A 24,543-nucleotide genomic window follows, 5' to 3' on the forward strand; every position below is an offset into this window, starting at 1 on the left:
CCAAAACATCCTCTCCCTTGTGATGGAAAGAGAGATTCTATTCGCTAAAAATAGACAAAAACAGAAATGAGTATAGAATCTTGCGCAAACGTTTGCCTAGTTCTAAACTTTATGGTAGAATAAAACACAACATTGATAAGCAAGAGGAAAAACAATGCAAAATCAGACACTTATGCAATACTTTGAATGGTATTTGCCTCACGACGGCCAACACTGGACGCGACTGACAAATGATGCAGAGCACCTAGCAAACCTTGGTATCAGCCATGTCTGGATGCCACCTGCCTTCAAGGCAACCAACGAAAAAGATGTCGGCTATGGTGTTTACGATCTTTTTGACCTAGGAGAATTTCAGCAAAAAGGGACTGTCCGTACCAAGTATGGGTTTAAAGAAGATTATCTTCAAGCCATTCAAACCCTAAAGGCACAGGGAATTCAACCTATGGCCGATGTGGTGCTCAATCACAAGGCTGCTGCCGATCATATGGAAGCCTTTCAGGTTATTGAAGTGGACCCTGAGGACCGTACCGTTCAACTAAGCGAGCCCTTTACTATCAACGGCTGGACTCACTTCACCTTCGATGGTCGCCAAGATACCTACAATGACTTCCACTGGCACTGGTACCACTTCACAGGTACGGACTACGATGCCAAGCGACGTAAGTCTGGCATTTACCTGATCCAGGGAGACAATAAAGGCTGGGCAAATGAGGAATTGGTCGATAACGAAAACGGTAACTACGACTACCTCATGTATGCTGACCTAGACTTTAAGCATCCTGAAGTCATCCAAAACATCTATGACTGGGCTGACTGGTTCATGGAAACGACTGGTGTTGCTGGTTTCCGCTTGGATGCCGTTAAGCACATCGACTCCTTCTTTATGGGCAATTTCATCCGTGATATGAAGGAAAAATACGGTCAAGATTTCTATGTTTTTGGTGAATTTTGGAATCCAGACAAGGAAGCCAATCTAGACTATCTCGAGAAAACAGAAGAACGCTTTGATCTTGTCGATGTTCGTCTCCACCAGAACCTCTTTGAAGCCAGTCAAGCTGGAGCAAGTTACGACCTTCGTAACATTTTCACAGATAGCTTGGTTGAACTCAAGCCTGACAAAGCAGTCACTTTCGTTGACAACCATGATACCCAACGAGGACAAGCCCTTGAGTCTACTGTTGAAGAATGGTTCAAGCCAGTAGCCTATGCCCTCATTCTATTACGCCAAGATGGTCTTCCATGTGTCTTTTACGGAGACTATTACGGCATTTCAGGGCAATTTGCTCAACAAGATTTCAGAGAAGTTCTTGATCGTCTCCTAGCCATCCGAAAAGACAGGGCATATGGGGAGCAAACAGACTACTTTGACGATGCCAACTGTATCGGTTGGGTTCGTTCAGGTGCTGAACATCAATCTCCAATCGCTGTCCTCATCTCAAATGACCAAGAAAACAGCAAATCTATGTTTGTCGGGCAAGAATGGGCTGACCAAACCTTTGTTGACCTCCTTGAAAATCATCCAGCACAAGTTACAATCAACGCTGAAGGTTATGGAGAATTTCCAGTAGCAGCGGGTTCAGTCAGTGTTTGGGCAACAAAATAAACCTATCAGTTACAAGTCAAATCCAAGCGGATTTGGCTTTTTAAGTAGGCAAAAAGACCTACCCAAATGGATAGATCTTTATTGTCTTACAATTTACCTGCTACTGCATCCAAGAGTTCTTGAATTTTCGCTTGGTTGCTTCCTCCTGCCATGGCCATGTCTGGTTTACCACCACCACGTCCATCGACGATTGGAGCCAATTCTTTGACAAGATTTCCTGCATGCACATCTTTTGTCTTGCTAGCTACAAGAACATTGACTTTGTCACCGATAGCGGCAACTAGGACAAGCACATCAGAGTAGTCTTTTTGTTTCCAGTTATCCGCAAAGGTACGAAGGGCACCGGCATCTGATACAGAAACTTGACTAGCAATGTAACGGTGTCCGTTGACTTCCTTCACATCCTTGAAGACATCACCTGCAGCTGCAGCTGCGGCTTTTTCTTTCAATTCTGCATTTTCTTTTTGAAGCTGACGAAGTTGTTCTTGAAGTCCTTCAACCTTATGAGGAACTTCCTTGAGTTGAGGTGCTTTCAAGGTTGCTGCGACGGCTTTCAGAGCGTCTTCTTGTTCACGATAAGCTTCAAAGGCTTCCTTACCAGTTACTGCCAAGATACGGCGGGTACCTGAACCGATTCCTTCTTCTTTGACAATCTTGAAGAGACCAATCTCAGAAGTGTTGCCAACGTGGGTACCACCACAAAGTTCCACTGAGTAGTCACCAATGGTTACAACACGGACTTCCTTACCGTATTTCTCACCAAAGAGGGCCATAGCTCCCATTTCTTTAGCCGTGTCAATATCTGTCTCAACAGTTTCTACAGCAATTGCTTCCCAGATTTTTTCGTTGACTTGCTGTTCAATGGCGCGCAATTCTTCTGGAGTCACGGCTTGGAAGTGAGTGAAGTCAAAGCGAAGAAATTCAACTTCGTTCAGAGATCCTGCTTGTGTCGCATGGTGGCCAAGGATATTGTGAAGAGCCGCATGGAGCAAGTGAGTGGCTGTGTGGTTCTTCATGACACGATGACGGCGATTAGTATCGATTGCCAAGGTATATTCTTGATTCAAAGCAAGTGGTGCAAGAACTTCGACAGTATGAAGAGCTTGTCCGTTTGGTGCTTTTTGCACGTCCGTTACAGTCGCTACGACATTTCCTTTAGCATCCAAGATTTGACCGTGGTCAGCTACTTGTCCACCCATTTCAGCGTAGAATGGAGTCTCTGCAAAGATCAGAGAGGCAGTTCCTTCAGATACAGCTTCTACTTCAGCATTGTCCGCTACGATAGCCACCAACTTAGAAGGCAATTGACTGGCATTGTAGTTGAAGACACTTTCCACTGTGATGTTTTGAAGGGTCTCATTTTGCATTCCCATTGAGCCACCTTTGACAGCTGACGCACGCGCACGTTCTTGCTGCTCTTTCATGGCTGCTTCAAATCCTTCGCGGTCTACCGTCATACCGGCTTCTTCAGCGATTTCTTCAGTCAATTCTACTGGGAATCCGTATGTATCGTAGAGTTTGAAGACATCTTGCCCAGCGATAACAGATTGACCTTTTTCTTTCAAGTCAGCTACAATGGTTTCAGCAAAGTGTTGACCTGAGTGAAGGGTACGAGCAAATGACTCTTCTTCGCTCTTCACGATTTTCTCGATAAAGTCACGTTTTTCAAGCACTTCTGGGTAGTAGCTTTCCATGATTTTTCCAACAGTTGGAACGAGTTTGTAAAGGAAAGGCTCGTTGATACCCAATTTTTGACCGTGCATAGAAGCACGACGGAGAAGACGACGAAGGACGTAGCCACGACCTTCATTTCCAGGAAGGGCACCATCACCGATGGCAAATGAAAGAGAACGGATATGGTCAGCAATGACCTTGAAGCTCATGTTGTCGCCATCTTGGTCATAAACCTTACCAGACAATTTCTCAACTTCACGGATGATTGGCATGAAGAGGTCTGTTTCAAAGTTTGTCTTAGCCCCTTGGATAACGGCCACCAAACGCTCCAAACCAGCACCCGTATCAATATTCTTGTGTGGCAATTCCTTGTACTCACTACGAGGTACAGCAGGGTCAGCGTTAAATTGTGACAAAACGATGTTCCAGATTTCGATGTAACGGTCGTTTTCGATATCCTCTGCAAGCAGACGAATACCGATATTTTCTGGGTCAAAGGCTTCTCCACGGTCAAAGAAGATCTCTGTATCTGGTCCAGAAGGTCCCGCACCGATTTCCCAGAAGTTGTCTTCGATTGGGATCAAGTGGCTTGGGTCCACTCCTACTTCAATCCAGCGGTTGTAAGAATCTTTATCATCTGGATAGTAGGTCATGTAGAGTTTTTCAGCTGGGAAGTCAAACCATTCAGGGCTTGTTAAAAGCTCATAAGCCCAAGTAATAGCTTCATCACGGAAGTAATCACCGATAGAGAAGTTCCCCAGCATTTCAAACATGGTATGGTGGCGAGCCGTTTTCCCGACATTTTCGATGTCGTTGGTACGGATTGCTTTTTGCGCATTGGTAATACGTGGGTTTTCAGGGATAATGGTTCCGTCAAAGTATTTCTTAAGGGTTGCTACCCCAGAGTTGATCCACAAAAGAGTTGGATCGTTTACTGGAACCAAGCTCACTGATGGTTCTACAGAGTGACCTTTGCTTGCCCAGAAATCTAGCCACATTTGGCGAACTTGAGCACTAGATAGTTGTTTCATAATATCTCCTTATTTACTTGTTTAATTTGATTGGCTTTCCAGCATCTCCACATAGTCAATCGCGACACAAAGGGAAATGACCAAATCTGCATACGAGTCTTCATAGACGGTTACGGTGTAGGTTGAGGTCAAATGGAAAATTTCTTTCCGAATCTCGGCAATCACTTGGTCGCGGTCATCCAGCAATTTGAAATTCAAATCCCAGATATTGCCCTCGATACGAAGCCCTAGATTGTCAAACTCATACTTATCTCGCCAGAAGGTCAACTTCTTGCGAATGACGAAATTGGAACCGTTTCGTAACTGGATAGTAAAGCGAGGAAGCAAAGTGAAAAATTCTTTACTAATCTCACTGACTTGCTCACCATAGGCGTCATAGATGGTAAAGGTCTTAGGAATTTGGAAAAATGATCCCTCCACCTGATAGTTCACTACTCCTCTATCATCCTTGATATCGAAGCGTTCGCCTCCAAGACGAAACTTTTGTTTGACAAGAAATGTCTTCATAAACACCTCCAAAAATCAAAAGACAAGCTCACATCACGAAGGGCGAAAAACCGCGGTACCACCTTCATTCAATGAACTTGTCATTCTCTTATTCTTATGCAATTGTATGATTGAGTAGCATGACTTCCTACCTTAGATGGCTCGCAGCACCGCCATTTCTCTGGACTAAGATGATTGAAAATCAATTCTCAACTTTATTATTATATCGTTTTTTGGGTTCTGCGTCAACTAGGAATGATTCCCTACATCCCTGATTACTTTTTCAGGATATATTTTTTCTTACTGCCATTTTTCTTTTTATCCCAACTTTTATTCCAAGTTTTTGAATTGCTAAAGATAGCTATGAAAACATTTGCAAATATAAAGTAACCTATCACCAAATATATGGAATCCGTTGTTAGATATTGCCGATCCAAGCCATCCTTTAAATGAAATAGTATAATTGTTTCGTTAACAATTAAAAAGGTTGGCCAGTAACTTTTTTTGAAAAAAGTAGACATTTTCATGATTTGTTACCGCTTTCTATTCGTATAAACTTAGTATACTACTAGACAAGCAAATAAGCAACTAGAATAGAAAAAGATAAGGCTGTAAAAGTTAACTTCTATTAAGAAAACGAACCAGCTTGACTGATTCGTTTTCTTTGTATCTACTCCTACTTCCGATACATTTTAAATTGTAGGAAGAGGTCGCTGTATTTTCCTGTCCATTTATGGTCAAACTTTTCATAAACTTCTAGGTGTTTCATGGTATCAGCGTCTGGATAGAAGGATTTGTCCTCACGAGTCTCCTCTGGGAGCATTTCCTTAGCTGGTAGGTTTGGTGTTGAGTAACCTACATACTCCGCATTTTTCAGAGCATTTTCGGGTTTCAACATAAAGTTGATAAAGGCATAGGCCGCATCTTGGTTTTTCACGGTTTTTGGAATGACCATGTTATCAAACCAGAGATTGCTGGCCTCAGTCGGAACGACATACTTGAGGTTAGGATTTTTCTCCAACATCTGGCTGGCTTCCCCTGAGAAGGTCACACCGATAGCAGCGTTGTTCTGAATCATGTAACCCTTCATCTCGTCTGCCACAATGGCCTTGATATTTGGAGTCAATTTGTAGAGCTTATCCACTGTTTCTTCCAGCTGCTGAGGATCCTTGGAGTTGAGACTGTAACCGAGTGAGTTAAGCCCGAGTCCCAACACCTCACGTGCTCCATCAAAAAGCATGATGGAATCCTTATATTCTGGCTTCCAGAGGTCATCCCAATGCTCAGGCGCCTCATCTACCATGTTTTCATTGTAGACAATTCCCAAGGTCCCCCAGAAGTAAGGGATGGAGAATTTATTGCCCGGGTCAAAAGACTGGTTGAGGAACTCAGGTCCGATATTTTCGATTCCTTCAATTTTTGAATAATCCAGAGGGACTAAGAGGTCCTCATCCTTCATTTTGTTAATCATGTACTCACTAGGAATAGCAATATCATAGGTTGTTCCACCCTGCTTGATTTTGGTATACATAGCTTCGTTGGAATCAAAGGTCTCGTACTGGACTTGGATTCCTGTTTCTTCGGTGAATTTCTCCAAGAGTTCGGGATCGATATAGTCCCCCCAGTTGTAGATAACCAATTTCTGACTGTCTCGGCTATTGATTTTACTATCTAGATGAGTCGCAATCCCCCATAAGACAAGGATAATCGCTACAATTCCTGCTAAAAATGAATAGAGTTTTTTCATGCTTGCTCCTCCTTCTCACGTGAGATAAAGTAATAGCCAACAACTAGGATAATACTAAAGAGAAAGACAAGTGCAGACAGTGCATTGATCTCTAACGAAATCCCCTTACGAGCGCGAGAGTAAATCTCGACTGACAGGGTTGAAAAGCCATTTCCCGTTACAAAGAAGGTCACGGCAAAGTCATCCAGCGAGTAAGTAAAGGCCATGAAATAACCTGCAATGATAGACGGTGTCAGGTAAGGAAGCATGATTTCCTTAAACATCTGAAACTGGCTGGCACCAAGGTCATAAGCCGCGTGAATCATATCATCATTCATTTCCTTGAGACGAGGCAAGACCATCAAGACCACGATAGGGATGGAAAAGGCCACGTGACTAGATAAAACCGTCAAAAAGCCGAGTGAAAACTTAAGCTGTGTAAAGAGGATCAAGAAGCTAGCACCAATCATAACGTCAGGCGCAACCATGAGGATATTATTGAGTGATAAAAAGGCTTCTTGGTATTTCTTACGAGACTGGTAGATGTAAATAGCTCCGAAAGTCCCGATAACGGTCGCAATCAAGGCAGACAGAAAGGCCAAGAAAAAGGTTTGGGTGAGGATCAACATGAGACGACCATCACCAAACATAGTTTTAAAATGGCTCAAGCTAAAGCCGGTAAAACTGTTCATATCATCCCCTGCATTAAAGGCATAGCCAATCAAGTAAAAAATTGGCAAATAAAGGACGATAAAGACAAAGGCTAGGTAGAGATTGGCAAATTTTTTCATCGTTCTCTCCTTTCCTTGGTCACCCACATGGTGATGAACATGGTCAGGATGAGGATTACACCGATGGTAGAACCCATACCGTAGTTGTCATTGGTCAGGAAGTTCTGCTCAATGGCCGTTCCCAGCGTGATAACACGGTTCCCACCAATCAAACGTGTCAGCATGAAGAGACTCAAACTGGGGATAAAGACCGACTGAACTCCACTTCTCACTCCATTCATCGATAGAGGGAAGATGACATGGCGGAAGGTCTCCCACTTGGTCGCACCGAGGTCATAGCTGGCATTGATGAGATTGTTATCCATATCATCCAAGACATTGAAAATCGGCAAAATCATAAAGGGAAGCTCGATGTAGCTTGCGACAAAGATAAAGGAGAAATCCGTAAAGAGCAACTGCTGTGAACCGATTCCGATAAATTCCAAAAATTGATTAATAGAGCCATTTTGACCAAAAATCCCAATAAAGGCATAGGCCTTGAGGAGCAAATTGATCCAGGTTGGCAAGATAATCAGCATGAGCCAGAGCTGACGGTGCTTGAGACGGGTCAAAAAGAGGGCTGTTGGATAGCTGATGAGCAGTGTTACCAAGGTGACAATCCCTGCATAAAGCACAGAGTTGAAGCTCATTTTGAGATAGGTCAAGTTTTGTGATGCAAAGTAGGATTTATAGTTTTCTAAACTAAACTGGCCTTCAATGTTGAAAAAGGATTGTCCAAAAATCAGGACCAAGGGTGCGAGAACAAAGAGGGCGATCCAAAGCATATAGGGCACTACAAAGAGTTTAGAGGTTGTTTTCTTCATCTCTTTCCTCCTCGATCGCGTTAATCAGACCTGCTTCTTGCTCTTCGATTTCTACGTACTCTTCGATACGAGCATCGAACTCTTCTTCGGTTTCGTTGAGACGCATGATATGGATATCTTCTGGTTCAAAGTCCAGACCGATTTCCTCGCCAACGATGGCCTTACGAGTCGAGTGGATCATCCATTCATTTCCGAGTCCGTCATAGGCGATGATCTCATAGTGAACCCCACGGAAAAGCTGGGTATCAACCTTGACTTGGAGCTTGCCTTCTTCAGGAAGGGTAATGCGCAAGTCCTCTGGACGAATGACAACCTCAACTGGCTCATTTGGCTTCATCCCTCCATCAACCGCTTCAAAGCGTTTGCCATTGAACTCGACTAAGTAGTCTTCAATCATAGTTCCTGGCAAGATGTTGGACTCGCCGATAAAGGTAGCAACAAAGTGGTTGATTGGCTCATCATAGATGTCCACTGGTGTTCCAGACTGGACAATCTCGCCATCATTCATAACGAAAATCCAGTCACTCATAGCAAGGGCTTCTTCCTGATCGTGGGTAACGAAAACAAAGGTAATACCCAATCGTTGTTGCAATTCACGCAATTCGTACTGCATGTCGGTTCGCAACTTCAGGTCAAGGGCTGACAGAGGTTCATCCAAGAGGACCACACGTGGTTGGTTGATAATCGCACGCGCAATCGCCACACGTTGACGTTGTCCTCCCGAAAGCTTACGAATGGAACGTTTCTCGAAACCTTCCAACTGTACCATTTTGAGAACTTCTAGCACACGTTTTTCGATTTCTTTCTTATCGACCTTACGCAAACGGAGTGGAAAGGCAACATTTTCAAACACATTCATATGTGGAAACAAGGCATAGGATTGGAAGACCGTATGGACGTCTCGCTTGTTGGTTGGAATGTCGTTGATCCGTACCCCATCCAGCAAAATATCTCCTGTCGTCGCATCCAGTAAACCTGCAATGATGTTCAGGATGGTTGACTTTCCTGAACCAGATGCGCCCAAAAGAGTGTAAAATTTCCCTTCTTCCAACTCAAAGTTAATATCTTTGAGAACCTTGGTGTTGCTGTCTTCAAAAACTTTAGAGACGTTTTTGAATTCAATAATTGGTTTTTTCAATTCCTCTAAATTCCTTCTTCTTCATAAATTAACAGATTGGGACCTTGTTAGAATGCTAGACACAAGCGTAGGAAATAAAATGACCTAAACCTCATTTAGCGATAAAATCCCAATCTTTGAATGCTATGTAAAAATAATGTTATTCGTGTTCACCCAAGATTCGGACTTCTCTTTCAAGAGTGACACCTGAGTGTTCCTTGACTTTTTCGATAACAGATTGGATCAAGTCTTCATAGTCTTTGGCCGTTCCGTCAGCAACATTGATCATGAAACCTGCGTGTTTTTCAGATACTTCCACACCACCGATACGATAGCCTTTCAAGCCAGCCTCTGAAATCAACTGTCCTGCAAAATGCCCCACTGGACGCTTAAAGACTGACCCACATGATGGGTATTCTAGAGGTTGTTTGAGTTCACGTAGGTGCGTCAAGCGATCCATTTCTTGCTTGATAACCTGATGATTTCCTGGAGCTAAGGCAAATTTAGCTGACAAGACAATGGCCCCAGAATCCTGAATAGCTGAATGACGGTAACCAAAAGCCAAGTCCTTGACTGACAAGGTCTCGATTTCCCCTTCCTTGGTCAAAACTTGACAAGACTGCAAGATATGAGCAATCTCTCCTCCGTAGGCACCCGCATTCATAAAGACAGCTCCACCGACGCTCCCTGGAATCCCACAAGCAAACTCAAAACCAGTCAAACTATGACGGAGGGCAATACGTGTCGTTTCAATCAAGTTAGCTCCAGCTTCTGCTTCGATGGTATAGCCATCAACCGAAACGTTATTAAGCTTATCACACAAGATGACAAAACCACGGATTCCACCTTCACGAACAATGATATTGCTGGCATTCCCAAGCACCATCCAGGGAATACTCTCTTGATTGGCAAATTGGACGACACGGGCCATCTCATAGCGATTGCGTGGCAAAACTAGATAATCCGCTCGACCTCCTACCTTTGTATAGGTATAGGTCTTCAAAGGTTCCTTAAAACGAATATCGATTCCTTCTAGGATTTCAAGCATTTTTTCTTTTACTGACATGTCACTCTTCCTTTTTCAAAATTCATTCCATTATACCATTTTTAGAGACATTTGACGACCATAAAAAGAGCTTGTTTTATCATTACATAAAAAAAGAGGTCACCCCTCTTTTTATGATTTTTTCCAAAATGTAAATTTGGTCAGCCAGATAAAGGCTAGTAGTTCTGCGAGAAGAATAAACTCAACTAGAAGCGGATTTGCAATCCATCCCACCTGAGATAGGGCTGGAGCCAAGTCAAACAAGGCATGCAAACCATAGGCAGCAAGGAGGTAGATCCATTTCTTTTGGCTAACACTTTGGTAAACCCAGATGGAAAGACAGATTTGGAGAACTAAGGCAAGCACACGTTCAACTCCTAGTAAATAAACCTGCCATACAGAAAGAGACTGAACCGTTTCGAGCGTAGATTTTGGAAGAAGATTTGCTACATCAGTATTTGAAGACTGGATGAGTGAAAAGAGAATCAAAAGACTGATCAAGCTTCCCATTCCGAGATAGAGCATCTCCAAGCCCCCATGTCCCAAACCATAAGCCAAAGCATCTCGATCTTCTAGCTTTCTCTTTTTCTCCAACCATTTAAAAAAGACAAGACGAGCTGTTTCCTCAAAGAGGGCTGCCATAGCGATTCCATAAAGGACGTATAAGAAAGGCTGCTCCTGCATAAGCGGAATGGTTCCATCTTTTTGCGGATGAAGTATCAGAAGGTGAACCATCTTCTCTAACACTTGAGAAGAAACAAAAAATGCGATTGCCCCCAAGCCCATCACTGCAAGAGAGATTTTAAACCGTTTTTTGGCATACCAAGTTCCACTTACTAGAATGAGAACCAAAGCGATCATGGTAAGGATAATATGTACTGTCATCTTTTTCTCCTATTCTGACTTTTCAATGTCTTTCTTCATCTCGTCAACATTAAATTTAGCAAATAAATACTGGCGATCTTGGACTGGAAAACGTTGGTCCAACTGGTCGACTGCCCCAACCTCAATCATTCCTTCTTTGATAACAAAGTCCATCACATGCCCACCAAAGGTCAAATCATCTGAGATAAAATGCAAATGGTAGCCTGCAACACTCACCCCATGGAAAATCTCTGGTGTCCAAAATCCAACAATAGTTCCCGATACATTTTCACTGCTGTATTCAGGTTGGTGAGTTGCGACATCAGCAAACTTGGTATCAGGTGTGGATTTGGGAATCATCCGTACGTGCATTTGTGAAAATTCGCCATGAATCTTGATGGAACGAAAAAGATTTTCCCCATCATAGTAGGACTCAATTCGCTTTTCCAATTCCTTGTCCGTCATCTCAAAGCGCTGACGAAAAATCACTTCTGCCTGATGAGGAACCACTGCTGCATAGGGAATAAGGGCATCCGCTGCCACTTCAACGATTTCAGGTGTTTGACCAGATCCCTTGGCTTGATAAGCCTTGCCATCAAGGACAATCAACTCCCCGTCAATCGAATCCAAAGTCCCCAAACCAAGATCACCATGTTCTAGCAATTCTCCCACTGTCATGGTTCCGCCATAGAGACCAGCCATTAGGGCACCTAGAGTATTGTATTGAAATAATTTTACCGGTTCCTGCACTTTTCTATCCATTCTCTTTCTTATCTTCTGTTCAATGAATCATCATACTTTCTAAGTATACCACATTTGCTCCTAGTTGTGAAAGGGGGAATGCTTTTCCCATTGCAAAGGAGGCAAAAAAAAGGTACAATGTAACAAAATTAACGGAGGTCTGGAATGAAGAAAGAAAGTAAATACCAAGTAGTCGTTTCCTTTCTAAAAAAGGGGATCGAATCAGGAAAATTTCCAACAGGTAGCCGGCTTCCCTCCATCCGTCAACTGAGCCAAGACTTCCACTGTAGCAAGGACACTATCCAACGAGCCCTGCTGGAATTACGCCATGAACAATACCTCTATGCCAAACCCCAAAGTGGCTACTATGTTCTAGAACAAGGACAGCACCAAGACTTGGAAATCGAAGTCACTGACGAACATGCCAGTGCCTATGACGACTTCCGACTCTGCGTCAACGAAACCCTGATAGGCCGAGAAAACTACCTCTTCAACTACTATGACAACCAAGAAGGCCTTGAGGAACTCAGACAATCTGTCCATCAACTTCTTTTCAACCAAGCTCTCTACTGTAAACCCGATCAACTGGTTCTAACATCTGGTACCCAGCAAGCTCTCTTTATCCTTTCTCAGATTGACTTTCCGAGCAAGGGAGCGGAGATTTTGGTCGAACAACCGACCTACCACCGGATGAATCGCCTCTTGGTCGCTCAGGGGCTAGCATACCAGACCATTGAACGCCGAATTGATGGCATCAACCTTGACGAACTAGAAGAACAGTTCAAATCTAGGAAGATCAAGTTTTTCTACACTATTCCTCGCTTCCACTATCCCCTAGGTCATTCCTATTCTGATCAGGAAAAAAGGGCTATTCTGGATCTAGCAAACCAGTATGGTGTTTACATCGTAGAGGATGATTATCTAGGTGACTTAGACTCTAAAAAGGGACAAACCTTCCACTATCTGGATACTGAGGATCGGGTCATTTATATCAAGTCCTTCTCAACCAGTCTCTTTCCAGCCCTTCGTATTACCGCTCTCATTCTTCCAAATGCCCTAAAAGAGGCCTTTGTTTCCTACAAAAATATCTTGGACTATGACAGCAATCTCATCATGCAAAAGGCTCTTTCTCTTTACATCGATAGCCAGTTATTTGAAAAAAATCGACTGGCTCGATTGAGCCTTCAAGAGAACTATCAGGCTCAGATTAAGGAGCTACTTGAAAAAAACACCTGTCCCTTACCCCACTATCCTCTACACGATGGTCTTTTGCTTGATTTGAGACACTATCCTAAGATTGCCAGTTTGAAACACAGCTCACTCAAATTAGACTTTTTTGAGAAGGCTTATTTGGACGCCTGTCCTTATCAGTTCGCCAAAGTCACTCTTGAAAATCTAGAAGAGCTATTAGAATACATAAAAGCAGAATTGGATTAAAGTCCAACTCTGCTTTTTCTTATTGCTCAACTTCTGTTAGTTTCGCTGCCTTTTCAAGATAGTTTTGATAGGTTCCGTCGTCTTTCAGTTTTTGGATAACCTTATCGACTACTGCTTTCAAGTCTGATTGATTCTTCTTAATAGCAACGGCATTGGCTTCGCCATCTTTCATTGTCAAGTTAACAGATGCAACGACAAGGTCTGAGTTTTTACCTGCGTAGCTAAGAGCAACTGGTTCATCCATATGAACAGCATCCACTTTTCCAGCCTGCAATTCATTGACTGCTTCCCCCATATTGGTCAAGGATGTCAACTGGGCATTTGGCAATTGTTCCTTGACCATGGTTTCTGGCACAGTTCCCTTTTGAGCTGCGATATTGGCACTTGCGAGGCTTGTAAGATCCTTGTATTTGTCTAAATCAGCTTTTCTAACCAAGAAACTCATCTTATTTTCATAGTAAGGGATTGAAAAGTCAAAGACTTCCTTTCTCTCATCTGTAGCACTAATTCCTGCAATGGCCAAGTCAGCCTTTCCAGTTTGAAGACTGGTCAAGACATTGTCAAAACTCATGCTAGAGATTTCAAGTTTAACCCCAAGCTCGTCTGCAATTGCTTGAGCCATATCAATATCTGCACCAACCACTTGGTTTTTACCATCTACCAAGGATTGGAATTCAAACGGCGCATAGTCTGGGCTAGTCGCCACAACTAGCTTCCCTTTTTGTTTGATAGCATCCACAGCAGACTGGGAACTATCCGTTCCTGACTGGCAAGCTACTAAAATCATGCTGGCAAGCATACTACACACAACTAATATCCATTTCTTAAACTTCATAAATAAACGACCTTTCTGTTAATTCTGAATAATTATAACTCTTTTAAAAATAGTTGTCAACCCTTTTAGAAATTTTGATTATAAAACAATTCTTTTCATAAAAAAAGAAGACTGATTTATTTTAATCAGCCTTTTCTTCTGTATATTTAAACCGTTTCTTATAATTCGACAATCTTACCTGTTTCAAAGTAAACAACCCATTCACAGATATTTTTTGCGTAGTCTCCAATACGTTCCAAGAAAGAAATGACTTGGAAGTAATCACGGCCTGTAACGATAGCTTCAGGATTTTTCTTAATTTCTTCTGTAGCCAAATCACGGATGCTATCAAAGTAATGGTTGATTTTTTCATCCATCGCCGCGACTTCGTAGGCTTGATCCACAGACCCGTTGAGATAAAGATCTAGAGCTGCTTCGACGAAGTTTTTCACGTCGCGTCCCATCTTTTTGATTTCTTCTTCAACAGAAGGGATACGTTGCTCCCCCTTCATACGAATGGTCGCCTCAGCGATAGACACTGCATGATCTCCCATGCGTTCCACGTCTGACACTGCCTTGAGAACGGTCAAGACGGTACGAAGGTCTTGCGAAACAGGTTGTTGGAGGGCGATCATTTCAAATGATTTCTTTTCCAACTTCACTTCATATTCATTTACTTCTGCATCGTCTTCGATGACTTCTTTTGCCAAATCACGGTCATGCGTAACAAAGGCACGCACTGTACGATTGATCTGTGAGAGCACTTCTTGTCCCATAGCATAGAACTGGTTGTGCAATTTCTCCAAATCTTCTTCAAATTGAGATCGTAACATCATTCAACTCCTTATCCAAATTTTCCTGTAATATAATCTTCTGTTTCCTTGTTTTGTGGCTCTAGGAACATCTTCTTCGTATCATTAAACTCGATCAAATCCCCATCTAGGAAAAATCCTGTTTTATCAGAGATACGTGAGGCTTGTTGCATCGAACGCGTTACCAAGAGCATGGTGTATTTATCTTTCAGACCATACAAGGTTTCCTCAATCTTACCTGCAGAAATAGGATCCAAAGCTGAAGTTGGTTCATCTAAGAGGATGATTTTCGGACTGGTTGCTAAGACACGAGCAACACAAACACGTTGTTGTTGTCCACCAGAGAGACCAATGGCCGAATCATGCAAACGATCCTTTACTTCATCCCAGATAGAAGCACGTTGCAAGGCCTTTTCTACTGCTTCATCCAAAACATGTTTATCCTTAACCCCATTGATACGCAGCCCATAGACAACATTTTCGTAGATAGACATAGGGAAGGGATTGGGCTGTTGAAAGACCATACCAATTTCCTTACGCAATTCAACCGTATCGGTACGGGGGCTGTAGATATTGTGACCATTATAGACCACTGATCCAGTTGTAGTCACCTCAGGATTTAAATCTCCCATGCGGTTGATGGCTTTGAGTAGGGTGGACTTTCCTGATCCAGAAGGACCAATCAAGGCTGTTATTTCCTTAGGTTGGAAAGAAAGGGAAACACTATTCAAGGCCTTCTTTTTATTGTAATAAACGGACAGGTCTGACACCTGTAAAATCGCTTCTGACATACCGTTTCCTTTCTAACCAAAGTGTCCCGTTACATAGTCATTGGTTGACTGTAACTTAGCATTTTGGAAAATATTGGATGTCTTATCATACTCAATCAAATCACCCAAGTAGAAAAATCCAGTGTAGTCACTTGCACGCGCAGCCTGCTGCATACTGTGGGTAACGATGATGATGGTAAAGTCCTTCTTCAATTCCAACATGGTTTCTTCCAGCTGGGCTGTCGCAATCGGATCCAAGGCTGACGCCGGTTCATCCATCAAGAGGATATCTGGCTTGACAGAGATGGCACGAGCGATACAGAGACGTTGCTGCTGACCTCCAGAAAGCATCAAGGCTGATTTGTGAAGGTCGTCTTTGACCTGGTCCCAAAGGGCAGCCTGACGGAGCGAAGTTTCTACAATTTCATCAAGTACTTTCTTATCCTTAACACCTGCACGTTCATGAGCAAAAGTGATGTTCCGGTAAATAGACTTGGCAAATGGATTTGGACGTTGGAAGACCATTCCGATATGCTTGCGCATCTCATAGACATTGATTTCTGGACGGTTGACGTCAATCCCTCGGTAGAGGATTTGACCTGTTACCTTGGCAATATCAATGGTATCATTCATCCGATTGAGACTGCGAAGATAAGTAGATTTCCCTGATCCAGAAGGACCAATCAAGGCCGTAATTTTATTTTTTTCAAATTGCATATCGATGCCCTTGATAGATTCATTTTTACCATAGTAAACATGTAAATCCTTAGTAGAGAGGGCCACTTTTTCTTCAGGGAAGGTGATGATATGCTTTTCATCCCAGTTATATTTTGACATGGCTTCTCCTTTAGGCAGCGGTTAATTTCTTGTGTAAATAGCTTCCGAGTTTGCGAGCTCCAAAGTTAAAAATCAAGATAAAGATGAGGAGCACGGCGGCAGAACCAGCAGATACAATGGTAGCATCAGGAATGGTTCCTTCACTGTTGACCTTCCAGATGTGGACAGCCAAGGTTTCTGCTTGTCGGAAGATTGAGATAGGGCTGGTAACACTGAGGATATTCCAGTTAGACCAGTCAAGAGCTGGAGCGGATTGTCCTGCCGTATAGATAAGAGCGGCGGCCTCACCAAAGATACGGCCAGATGCCAAGACAACACCCGTTACGATACCTGGAAGGGCTTCTGGAATGACGACATGGACCACAGTCTCCCAACGAGAAATTCCAAGGGCCAGACCAGCCTCACGTTGTGTATGGTGAACGTGTTTTAAACTGTCTTCAACATTTCGAGTCATCTGAGGGAGGTTAAAGACCGTCAAGGCCAAAGCACCTGAAATGATTGAAAATCCATACTCAAACTGGACTACAAAGATCAAGTAACCAAAGAGACCCACAACGACTGATGGTAGAGAAGACAAAATCTCAATACAGGTACGAATAAAATTGGTCACAGGTCCTTTTTTGGCATACTCAGCGAGGAAAACGCCAGCTCCCATAGACAGCGGAACAGAAATGATCAAGGTAATGACCAAAAGGAAGAAGGAATTGTAGAGCTGAATCCCGATACCCCCACCTGCTTGATAAGAGGAAGATTTCCCTGTCAAGAAGGACCAAGAGATATGCGGTAACCCTCTCACCAAGATATAGAGAATCAAGGATGCCAAGATGGCAACGATGATACCCGCGATGGTATAGAGGACAGCTGTTGCAAGTTTATCTAATTTCTTAGCGTGCATAGTTTTTCTTTCCTCTTTCTTTCGTAATCAATTTAATCACACTGTTAAAGGCCAAACTCATTAAGAGCAAGACTAAGGCCAGTGACCAGAGAACGTTATTATCAACCGTTCCCATGACGGTATTTCCGATACCCATAGTCAAAACAGAAGTCAAGGTCGCAGCTGGTGTTGTTAGCGAGGTTGGGATAACTGCTGAGTTTCCGACAACCATCTGAATAGCAAGGGCTTCACCGAAGGCACGCGCCATCCCAAAGACCACTGCAGTAAAAATACCTGAACGTGCTGCTTTCAAGGTCACACGCCAGATGGTTTGCCAACGAGTGGCTCCCATAGCCAAACTGGCTTCACGGTAATGACGAGGAACAGCACGCAAGCTGTCTGTTGTCATAAAGGTTACAGTTGGTAGGATCATGACAAAAAGAACGAAAATCCCTGACAAGATCCCAAAACCAGTTCCACCAAAGACGCTACGAACAAAAGGCACCACAACTTGCAAACCGATAAATCCATAGACGACTGAAGGAATACCGACGAGGAGTTCAATGGCCGGTTGCAAAATCTTTGCACCCTTTGGTGATACTTCTGTCATAAAGACTGCAGCTCCGATAGCGAAGGGAGTTGCGATGAGGGCCGATAAAATCGTCACAATAAAGGAACCCAAAATCATCGGAAGGGCACCAAATTGTTTCCCTGAAGGATTCCAAGTTTGTCCAAAGAGGAAATCAAAGATGTTGACCCCATTGACAAAGAAGGTCGATAAGCCTTTTTGGGCTACAAAAATCAAAATCATTGCCACAATGATGACAATCAAAGAAAGGCAAGTGAAGGTCAAACCTTTACCAAACTTCTCAAGGCGAGAGTTCTTTGAAGGAGAGAGTAATTTTTTAGATAATTCTTCTTGATTCATTATTGACCTCCTTCTACTGCTGTAACGGTACCTGAAGCATCCTTTTGGACTTTCATTTCATTGATAGAGATATAGCCCATGCCCTTAACAATTCCATTTTGGGCTTCATCTGAGAGGACGAAATTCAGGAATTCAGCAGCTAACTCATTTGGCTGACCAAGTGTGTACATATGTTCATAAGACCACAAAGGCCAGTTGTTGGTCGTTACATTCTCAGATGTAGGTTCATACCCATTCAGTTTCATGCTTTTCACGGAGTCATCTACATAGGCAAAAGCCAGGTAAGAAATGGCTCCAGGCGTTTGGGATACAATCGACTTGACCATCCCGTTAGAATCCTGTTCTTGGCTCTGCATTGCCGCTTGGCCATTCATAATCACCGTATCAAACGTCGCTCGTGAACCAGAACTTGCTGCTCGGTTGATGATTGAAATGGCCAGGTCTTTGCCCCCAACTTCTTTCCAGTTGGTCACTTCACCTGTAAAGATTTTGCGAAGTTGCTCGGTTGTGAGATTTTCAACATCCACTTCCTTGTTTACAATCACTGCAAGACCAGCCACTGCAACCTTGTGGTCTACTAGAGCCGAAGCATCGATTCCTTCTTTTTCCTCTGCAAAGACGTCAGAGTTCCCGATGTCAACTGCTCCAGACTGGACTTGAGATAGTCCTGTACCCGATCCACCACCTTGAACATTAACTGTTTTTCCGATGTTTCTAGAACCGAATTCATCTGCTGCCGCTTCAACAAGAGGCTGAAGAGCAGTTGAACCAACGGCTGTCATGGATTCTCCACGATCAATCCAGCTAGCACATCCTGCTAGAGAACCTGCCATAAAAAGAGCTGCAAGAGACATGACGAGCTTTTTTCTTTTTTTCACTGTTATTCTCCTTGAACATAATGATAAATGTTCTGATTTCTTCCGTTTGTCCTGATCATCCAATTATCATCAATGATTGTCCCGCTTTATTTTATCTAGTCATTCTTAAGAGCGGACAATTCCATCGTATAATATAAGTAATAATGAAAGACTATCAGAAAAAACTCATACTTCCACTATAACATAGAATAGGCTCTTTGACTAGCTTTTTCACCTGAATCTGAGCCCTTTTGGATAATAATTTTTCAAAACATTACCCGTTACCTTGGCAAAGCCTAGTCCGTTTCCTTGAACCAGAACTTGGTACCAGCCATTTGGTCTAGCTTCAGACAATTGAACAGTCTCACCAGCCACATATTTTACAAAGTTCTCATCATTGATTTCAACACTTTGTTTTACTTGGCTTGGTTTCAATGCTAATCCCAGAGCAAAGCTTGGTTCAAAGCGTTTCTTTTTAAAAGTCCCCAGATGGAGCCCATTTCGGGCAATTTTGAGTTTTCCTAGATCAGGTAGCATCTCTGGCAAGAGATAGAGTTGATCTCCAAAAGTTTGCAAGATACCAGTTAGATTGACTCGCAAGTGTTTTTGGGCAAATTCTTGCCACAAAGCCAGTTGCTCACGACTGAGATTGCTCTTGCTAGCTTTGAATTTAGGTGCTGGATTTTGTCCCTTAAACTGCAGGTGGGCAACAAACTGACCTTCTCCCTTGAAATGATGAGGATACATCCGCGCCGTTTCAGGAAGGTCAATTCCTGCTACCATACCGTTCACATGATCAACTGGAAGCAGTTCAAAATCATAAGTATCAAGTAACCAGTGGACGATTTCTTCATTTTCCTCTGGTGCCCAAGTACAGGTCGAATAAACTAAACGGCCACCTTCAGCAAGCATGGTCACTGCATCTTCTAAAATTTCCCTTTGGAGACTAGCACATTGGCTCGGATAATCGGTACTCCAATAATCCATGGCATCTGGCTGCTTACGAAACATCCCTTCACCTGAGCAAGGTGCATCAAGAACAATCACATCAAAGTAACCTTTAAAAACCTTGGCCAAGCGGTCAGCAGATTCATTAGTCACAACAACGTTTGTCGCTCCAAATCGCTCCATATTTTCCACTAAAATCTTAGCACGCTTGCTTGAAATTTCGTTGGAAACAAGGACTCCTTGATTAGCCAGATAAGCTGCTAGTTGAGTGGATTTTCCACCTGGTGCTGCCGCCAAGTCCAAGACTTTCATGCCAGGTCTTGGTTGAGCTACCTGGGCCACCATTTGGGCTGCAGGCTCTTGCGAATAAACAAGACCTGTCACATGCTCTGGTGACTTTCCAGAAACCTTGCCATAATACCCCCAAGGTGTATGGGGAATAGCATCTGCAAACGATAACTGACTTTCTTTTAAGGGATTGACTCGAAAAGCCGGAACTGCTTCTTGTTTAAAAGAGGCAAGAAAGTCTCTTGCCTCGTCTTCTAGTATCGCTTCATATTTTTCAACAAATCCTTCTGGAAATTGCATTTAGTTCTCTTTCCTTTCGTAGATATAAGACTGAATCTCTTCTTGCATCTCGATTGGCACCATCATGACAGGCTGACGCGTTTTAAAATCAGCGGGCTCACCTGATACCGTAAGAAGGCGATAACCCAGACTTTCCCCTAAGATACTGGCCGCAGCGTAATCCCATGGTTGCAAGTAGGTAATATAAGTCAGAAGACGACCCGATAAAACCTTGGCAAAACTAATGGCCGCACTGCCGTAAACACGGACTCCCAACACTGATCGACCCAAATCACCCAAGCCCCACTCATTGCTTTCAAACATACCTGAGTTACCGGCAACTAAAAATTCTTGAAGAGGTTTCTTTTTAAAAGGCGGTAAGGGCTCATTATTGCGACAAGGAGGAAAGGCACCACCACCATGGTAACAATCGCCTTTCATGACATCATAGATGACACCAAATTTGCCCACACCATTCTCAAAATAAGCCAACATCACGGCAAAATCTTCCTGCTGAGCGACAAAGTTATTGGTACCGTCAATGGGATCAATCACCCAAACGGAACCTTGACCGACTGCAGCACGTAAACAACCCTCTTCCGCGCAAATCAAGTCTTCTGGATAAGATGCTAAAATTCTACCAACCAAGAGATCCTGAACTTCCTTATCCAAACGCGTCACCAAGTCTGTAGGCGAAGATTTGCGCTCAACCTGCAAATCTTCTTTCATGTGAGCCAAAATATAGTTAGCAGCTTCCTGCACAATCTGTTTGGCAAATTCAAATTTAGTTTCCAAGAGAAATCTTCCCTTCTCTTTTTTCTTTTGCTAATTGAACTGCATGATAGAAGGAATAACCGCTAGCCGTCTCAAATTCGCGACCTAAACGTTTTTCTTCACTTTTGCTTGGAACCACAGACTTAAATTTCTTGTAAGATTCTAGCAGTTTTTTTGCTTCAACCTTATCTTCATAAGCAGCTTCAACATCATTAAAAAAAGAAAGCACTGAAGCAAGTTCTTCAGTGCTCCACGACAAATCTAGTGGGTAACTATACTGTTTGTTCATCTATCCTATACCAGCTCTCAATGTTGCTTCTTTCAATTCTTGTTTACGGTAACTACGAGGGAGAAAAGCACGAATCTCATCTTCATTAAAACCGATCTGCATGCGTTTGGTATCTATAATAATTGGGCGACGCAAAAGACTAGGATATTGCTCAATCAACTGAAGCAACTCCGATACCGAGATACTCTCTACATCAATATCCAATTTTTGAAAAATTTTTGAACGAGTTGAAATGATGTCATCAGTACCATTTTCGGTCAAGGAAAGAATATGTTGTAATTCTTTTCTTGTTAAAGGACTAGTCATAATATTATGCTCTTGAAAGGGCACTTTATGCGTTTCTAACCAAGCCTTTGCCTTACGACATGATGTACAACTCGGTGATAAAAATAGTGTAATCATGCTTTTCTCTTCTTTTATCTATACTTGCTATTTCTATTATACAAAAAAATAAAGCGCTTGACTAGGTATTTTTAGAAAAAAAGCCTATTTTTTCATAGAAAATAGACTGTTTTCTGCAAAAATCTCCTGCTTTGCAAGTTTATCTTTAGGATAACCTAACAATAAATAGGGAGTAGAGCAACTTCTCTCGGTTTTTATTAAAAATACAGAATTTTTTCCACTATTTCCTTGCAGCTTTAGCGAGAAGGAAACCAAACATTCCTTCATACAAAGCAAAGAAAAGTAAAAAGGCATGGAGAAAGAAAGTCTCTGGTAAGATCCAAATAACGGGATCCTTTGCTGGATCAAAAAGCCAGGTATCATCTCCCACAAAGAGAATCTGATGGAAAAGAGTAAAGAATTGCTCAAAACCAATCAACACTCCTACAAGCCCAATGACTAGAGGCAATAGCACTAAAGTCAGAATACTTTTACGATATAGAGGTAGAAATCCTTTTTTCACAATCTTTCTAACAAAGAAATAGAAACTAGGTAGCGTCACTAGGGCAACTAGCTGAACCAAGTGGAAGAGATTCTTCACCACCGCAAAGTGATGTAAACCAGCCGCTGATGAACGAAAATCTGGCATCTCTAAGACCTGACTAAAGGGATTGGTCAGGTAATTCATCAAGATATGAAAATTGTATTGAATGGTTTCGGGCTTTAGATAGACTCGATTCGCTAAGTTCAGCCACTGAATCTCCATGGGATAGAAAATCCATGCCAGATAAATGGTCAGTAGGATAGAAAGGGAGAGGAAAAAGAGCATACTTCCCCAAAAGGTCAGTTTAGTTTTCATCGAAATTCCACTCCGCAAGGCTAGAAACTACATGAGTTGGTGCGATTGGCAAGTCCGCCACTTCTTCTGTTTTGGTAAAACCTGTCGTCACCAAGAGCGTTGGAATACCATTGTCAATCCCTGCTCGGATATCCGTCAGGTAATTGTCCCCAACCATGAGCAATTCTTCTCTTTTCAAACCTAAGTGCTCAACCGCCTTGTCCATGATGATAGCATTTGGTTTCCCGATATAAACTGGTTTGACCCGTGTTGCTACTTCAAGAAGTGTAATTAGTGAACCAGCACCAGGCAAGAGACCACGTTCCGTCGGGATATTGAGGTCAGGATTGGTTCCGATAAAGTGAGCACCTTTTTGAATGGCTAGAGTTGCTGTGGCAAATTTTTCATAGTCAACTTGCCAGTCCAGTCCAACGACCACATAGGCTGGATTTTCCTTGTCTTCGACATAACCTGCCGCCTGGATAGCACCCTTGAGCCCTGCTTCACCAATGACATAGACTGTCTTTTCCAGTCCCAAGTCGTTCATATAGTCGATGGTTGCCAGAGTTGCTGTATAGACAGTTGATAGAGGGGTATTAATGTTAAAATTCTGAGCCAACATCTCTTGAACGCTCTCAGGAGTACGGGTTGTATTATTGGTCACAAAGAGGTAGGGAATTTCTCTTTTTTGTAACTCATGGACAAAAGCCTCTCCTGCCGGGATTCTGTCTTTCCCCTTGTAAATGGTTCCGTCTAAATCAATTAAATAACCTTTATAAGCCATATCGTCCTTTCTAATTGCCTTCAATTTCTTGCCACGTAATCATAGCTTGGGCATTGATCTCGCCATCACTGATAATCTCATGCTTGCTTTCTAGTCCCTTGAGTTCATAAGCTGAGGCAATCATGCCACCTGGTCGCACTTCTTTGACATACTTGAGATTGATTTTCTTTGGAATATACTTGGTCAAAAAATCTGCTCCCATGACTTCAAAAATCCAATCCAGGTATTTGCTGTTATTAACATGACCATTCATATCCAAGTCGTAAAAACGAACATGGTAGTCTTTACTGATCGGGTCTTCTAGGTTAGCATACTTTGGCCCACGGATGAGTTTTTTATCAAACTCAGACTGGTAAGGCGCAACAATTTCCGGTTCGACAGCATGAACTTTACGACTGTCCCTGTCCATGAGAACAAAGGTTGCTACCATGCGAATGATTTCTTGACCTGCTTCATCATAGAGAGTGAAACGACGGTAGCAAAAAAGACGATTGTAAGTCAATGCTTCTGTTTCAATCGTAATCTCTTCAGCAAAGCGAGGCAAGCGAACCACGTCAATCGCATAGTCTGTAATAATCCAGACCAGATTGTAACGTTCTAACATATCCTTGTCACTAACTCCCAGTTCGATCGACTGCATACCTGATACTTGCAAGGACAGCAAAATCACATCTGGAAGTTTGATATGACCGTTCATGTCCGCCATATCAAAAGGAATTTTCATTTTCATTTGATAAGTTAAGCCCATTGTT

General features: G+C 42.7%; 26 protein-coding genes. 2 read left to right on the top strand and 24 right to left on the bottom strand.

What is annotated here, in order from left to right; translation table 11 throughout:
• Positions 1 to 154: 154 nt before the first annotated feature.
• Entirely contained in the window at positions 155 to 1,603 is a 1,449-nt protein-coding gene (locus FD735_RS06465; protein WP_139658775.1) for an alpha-amylase, read from the top strand.
• An 86-nt stretch (positions 1,604 to 1,689) separates the two neighbouring features.
• Here the strand turns inward: FD735_RS06465 and alaS are convergent, their stop codons facing one another.
• From alaS to budA, 10 genes are all read right to left on the bottom strand, one after another.
• Entirely contained in the window at positions 1,690 to 4,308 is a 2,619-nt protein-coding gene (gene alaS / locus FD735_RS06470) for an alanine--tRNA ligase (protein ID WP_139658776.1), read from the bottom strand.
• 21 nt (positions 4,309 to 4,329) lie between these two features.
• Positions 4,330 to 4,815, bottom strand: a complete 486-nt coding sequence (locus FD735_RS06475; RefSeq protein WP_000847087.1) for an LURP-one-related/scramblase family protein — start codon at positions 4,813 to 4,815, stop codon at positions 4,330 to 4,332.
• A gap of 254 nt (positions 4,816 to 5,069) precedes the next feature.
• Entirely contained in the window at positions 5,070 to 5,321 is a 252-nt protein-coding gene (locus FD735_RS06480; RefSeq protein WP_139658777.1) for a hypothetical protein, read from the bottom strand.
• A 149-nt stretch (positions 5,322 to 5,470) separates the two neighbouring features.
• Positions 5,471 to 6,541, bottom strand: a complete 1,071-nt coding sequence (locus tag FD735_RS06485; RefSeq protein ID WP_139658778.1) for an ABC transporter substrate-binding protein — start codon at positions 6,539 to 6,541, stop codon at positions 5,471 to 5,473.
• A complete protein-coding gene (locus tag FD735_RS06490) occupies positions 6,538 to 7,311 on the bottom strand; it encodes an ABC transporter permease (RefSeq protein WP_139658779.1) in 774 nt (257 codons plus the stop codon). Before FD735_RS06490 ends, FD735_RS06485 begins: the two co-directional genes overlap by 4 nt.
• Positions 7,308 to 8,114 carry an ABC transporter permease gene (locus tag FD735_RS06495; RefSeq protein WP_000754114.1) on the bottom strand — a complete coding sequence of 269 codons (807 nt, stop codon included), beginning with the start codon at positions 8,112 to 8,114 and terminating at the stop codon, positions 7,308 to 7,310. Before FD735_RS06495 ends, FD735_RS06490 begins: the two co-directional genes overlap by 4 nt.
• Positions 8,095 to 9,252 carry an ABC transporter ATP-binding protein gene (locus FD735_RS06500; RefSeq protein ID WP_139658780.1) on the bottom strand — a complete coding sequence of 386 codons (1,158 nt, stop codon included), beginning with the start codon at positions 9,250 to 9,252 and terminating at the stop codon, positions 8,095 to 8,097. Before FD735_RS06500 ends, FD735_RS06495 begins: the two co-directional genes overlap by 20 nt.
• Positions 9,253 to 9,391: 139 nt before the next feature.
• A complete protein-coding gene (murB, locus tag FD735_RS06505) occupies positions 9,392 to 10,297 on the bottom strand; it encodes a UDP-N-acetylmuramate dehydrogenase (RefSeq protein WP_139658781.1) in 906 nt (301 codons plus the stop codon).
• 111 nt (positions 10,298 to 10,408) lie between these two features.
• Entirely contained in the window at positions 10,409 to 11,161 is a 753-nt protein-coding gene (locus tag FD735_RS06510; protein ID WP_139658782.1) for a YhfC family intramembrane metalloprotease, read from the bottom strand.
• A gap of 9 nt (positions 11,162 to 11,170) precedes the next feature.
• On the bottom strand, positions 11,171 to 11,902 hold the full coding sequence (gene budA / locus FD735_RS06515; RefSeq protein ID WP_139658783.1) for an acetolactate decarboxylase: 732 nt from the start codon (positions 11,900 to 11,902) through the stop codon (positions 11,171 to 11,173).
• Between the two features lie 144 nt (positions 11,903 to 12,046).
• Between budA and FD735_RS06520 the strand changes: the two genes are divergently transcribed.
• A complete protein-coding gene (locus FD735_RS06520; RefSeq protein WP_049505528.1) occupies positions 12,047 to 13,318 on the top strand; it encodes a PLP-dependent aminotransferase family protein in 1,272 nt (423 codons plus the stop codon).
• Positions 13,319 to 13,337: 19 nt separating this feature from the next.
• Here the strand turns inward: FD735_RS06520 and FD735_RS06525 are convergent, their stop codons facing one another.
• From FD735_RS06525 to FD735_RS06595, 14 genes are all read right to left on the bottom strand, one after another.
• On the bottom strand, positions 13,338 to 14,153 hold the full coding sequence (locus FD735_RS06525; RefSeq protein ID WP_139658784.1) for an ABC transporter substrate-binding protein: 816 nt from the start codon (positions 14,151 to 14,153) through the stop codon (positions 13,338 to 13,340).
• A gap of 158 nt (positions 14,154 to 14,311) precedes the next feature.
• On the bottom strand, positions 14,312 to 14,965 hold the full coding sequence (gene phoU / locus FD735_RS06530; protein ID WP_000946468.1) for a phosphate signaling complex protein PhoU: 654 nt from the start codon (positions 14,963 to 14,965) through the stop codon (positions 14,312 to 14,314).
• An 11-nt stretch (positions 14,966 to 14,976) separates the two neighbouring features.
• A complete protein-coding gene (gene pstB / locus FD735_RS06535; RefSeq protein WP_001287328.1) occupies positions 14,977 to 15,735 on the bottom strand; it encodes a phosphate ABC transporter ATP-binding protein PstB in 759 nt (252 codons plus the stop codon).
• Between the two features lie 12 nt (positions 15,736 to 15,747).
• Positions 15,748 to 16,551: a phosphate ABC transporter ATP-binding protein PstB gene (pstB, locus tag FD735_RS06540; RefSeq protein ID WP_000049851.1), complete on the bottom strand. Its 804-nt coding sequence runs from the start codon at positions 16,549 to 16,551 to the stop codon at positions 15,748 to 15,750.
• A 10-nt stretch (positions 16,552 to 16,561) separates the two neighbouring features.
• Complete coding sequence (gene pstA, locus FD735_RS06545) at positions 16,562 to 17,446, bottom strand: phosphate ABC transporter permease PstA (RefSeq protein WP_000543050.1); 885 nt, start codon at positions 17,444 to 17,446, stop codon at positions 16,562 to 16,564.
• Positions 17,436 to 18,353 carry a phosphate ABC transporter permease subunit PstC gene (gene pstC / locus FD735_RS06550; RefSeq protein WP_001070951.1) on the bottom strand — a complete coding sequence of 306 codons (918 nt, stop codon included), beginning with the start codon at positions 18,351 to 18,353 and terminating at the stop codon, positions 17,436 to 17,438. Before pstC ends, pstA begins: the two co-directional genes overlap by 11 nt.
• The gene (locus tag FD735_RS06555) at positions 18,353 to 19,231 is read right to left on the bottom strand and encodes a phosphate ABC transporter substrate-binding protein PstS (protein WP_049485127.1); all 879 of its coding nucleotides are present in this window, start codon (positions 19,229 to 19,231) and stop codon (positions 18,353 to 18,355) included. The genes pstC and FD735_RS06555 overlap by 1 nt, the downstream gene beginning before the upstream one ends.
• A 210-nt stretch (positions 19,232 to 19,441) precedes the next feature.
• On the bottom strand, positions 19,442 to 20,746 hold the full coding sequence (locus FD735_RS06560) for an RsmF rRNA methyltransferase first C-terminal domain-containing protein (RefSeq protein WP_139658785.1): 1,305 nt from the start codon (positions 20,744 to 20,746) through the stop codon (positions 19,442 to 19,444).
• A complete protein-coding gene (locus FD735_RS06565; protein WP_139658786.1) occupies positions 20,747 to 21,520 on the bottom strand; it encodes an inositol monophosphatase family protein in 774 nt (257 codons plus the stop codon).
• Positions 21,510 to 21,788, bottom strand: a complete 279-nt coding sequence (locus tag FD735_RS06570; protein WP_049485131.1) for a UPF0223 family protein — start codon at positions 21,786 to 21,788, stop codon at positions 21,510 to 21,512. The genes FD735_RS06565 and FD735_RS06570 overlap by 11 nt, the downstream gene beginning before the upstream one ends.
• The gene (locus FD735_RS06575; protein ID WP_000631261.1) at positions 21,789 to 22,190 is read right to left on the bottom strand and encodes a Spx/MgsR family RNA polymerase-binding regulatory protein; all 402 of its coding nucleotides are present in this window, start codon (positions 22,188 to 22,190) and stop codon (positions 21,789 to 21,791) included. It abuts the gene before it with no gap.
• Positions 22,191 to 22,410: 220 nt separating this feature from the next.
• Positions 22,411 to 23,028 carry a TIGR01906 family membrane protein gene (locus FD735_RS06585; RefSeq protein ID WP_139658787.1) on the bottom strand — a complete coding sequence of 206 codons (618 nt, stop codon included), beginning with the start codon at positions 23,026 to 23,028 and terminating at the stop codon, positions 22,411 to 22,413.
• Positions 23,018 to 23,791 (bottom strand): TIGR01457 family HAD-type hydrolase, encoded by a 774-nt coding sequence (locus FD735_RS06590; RefSeq protein WP_139658788.1) that lies wholly within the window; start codon positions 23,789 to 23,791, stop codon positions 23,018 to 23,020. Before FD735_RS06590 ends, FD735_RS06585 begins: the two co-directional genes overlap by 11 nt.
• A 10-nt stretch (positions 23,792 to 23,801) precedes the next feature.
• Positions 23,802 to 24,539, bottom strand: coding sequence for an acyl-[acyl-carrier-protein] thioesterase (locus tag FD735_RS06595; RefSeq protein WP_000524791.1), 738 nt, complete (start codon positions 24,537 to 24,539; stop codon positions 23,802 to 23,804).
• Positions 24,540 to 24,543 lie beyond the last annotated feature (4 nt).

The organism is Streptococcus sp. 1643 (assembly GCF_006228325.1).
In the GTDB taxonomy this organism is placed as follows: Bacteria; Bacillota; Bacilli; order Lactobacillales; family Streptococcaceae; genus Streptococcus.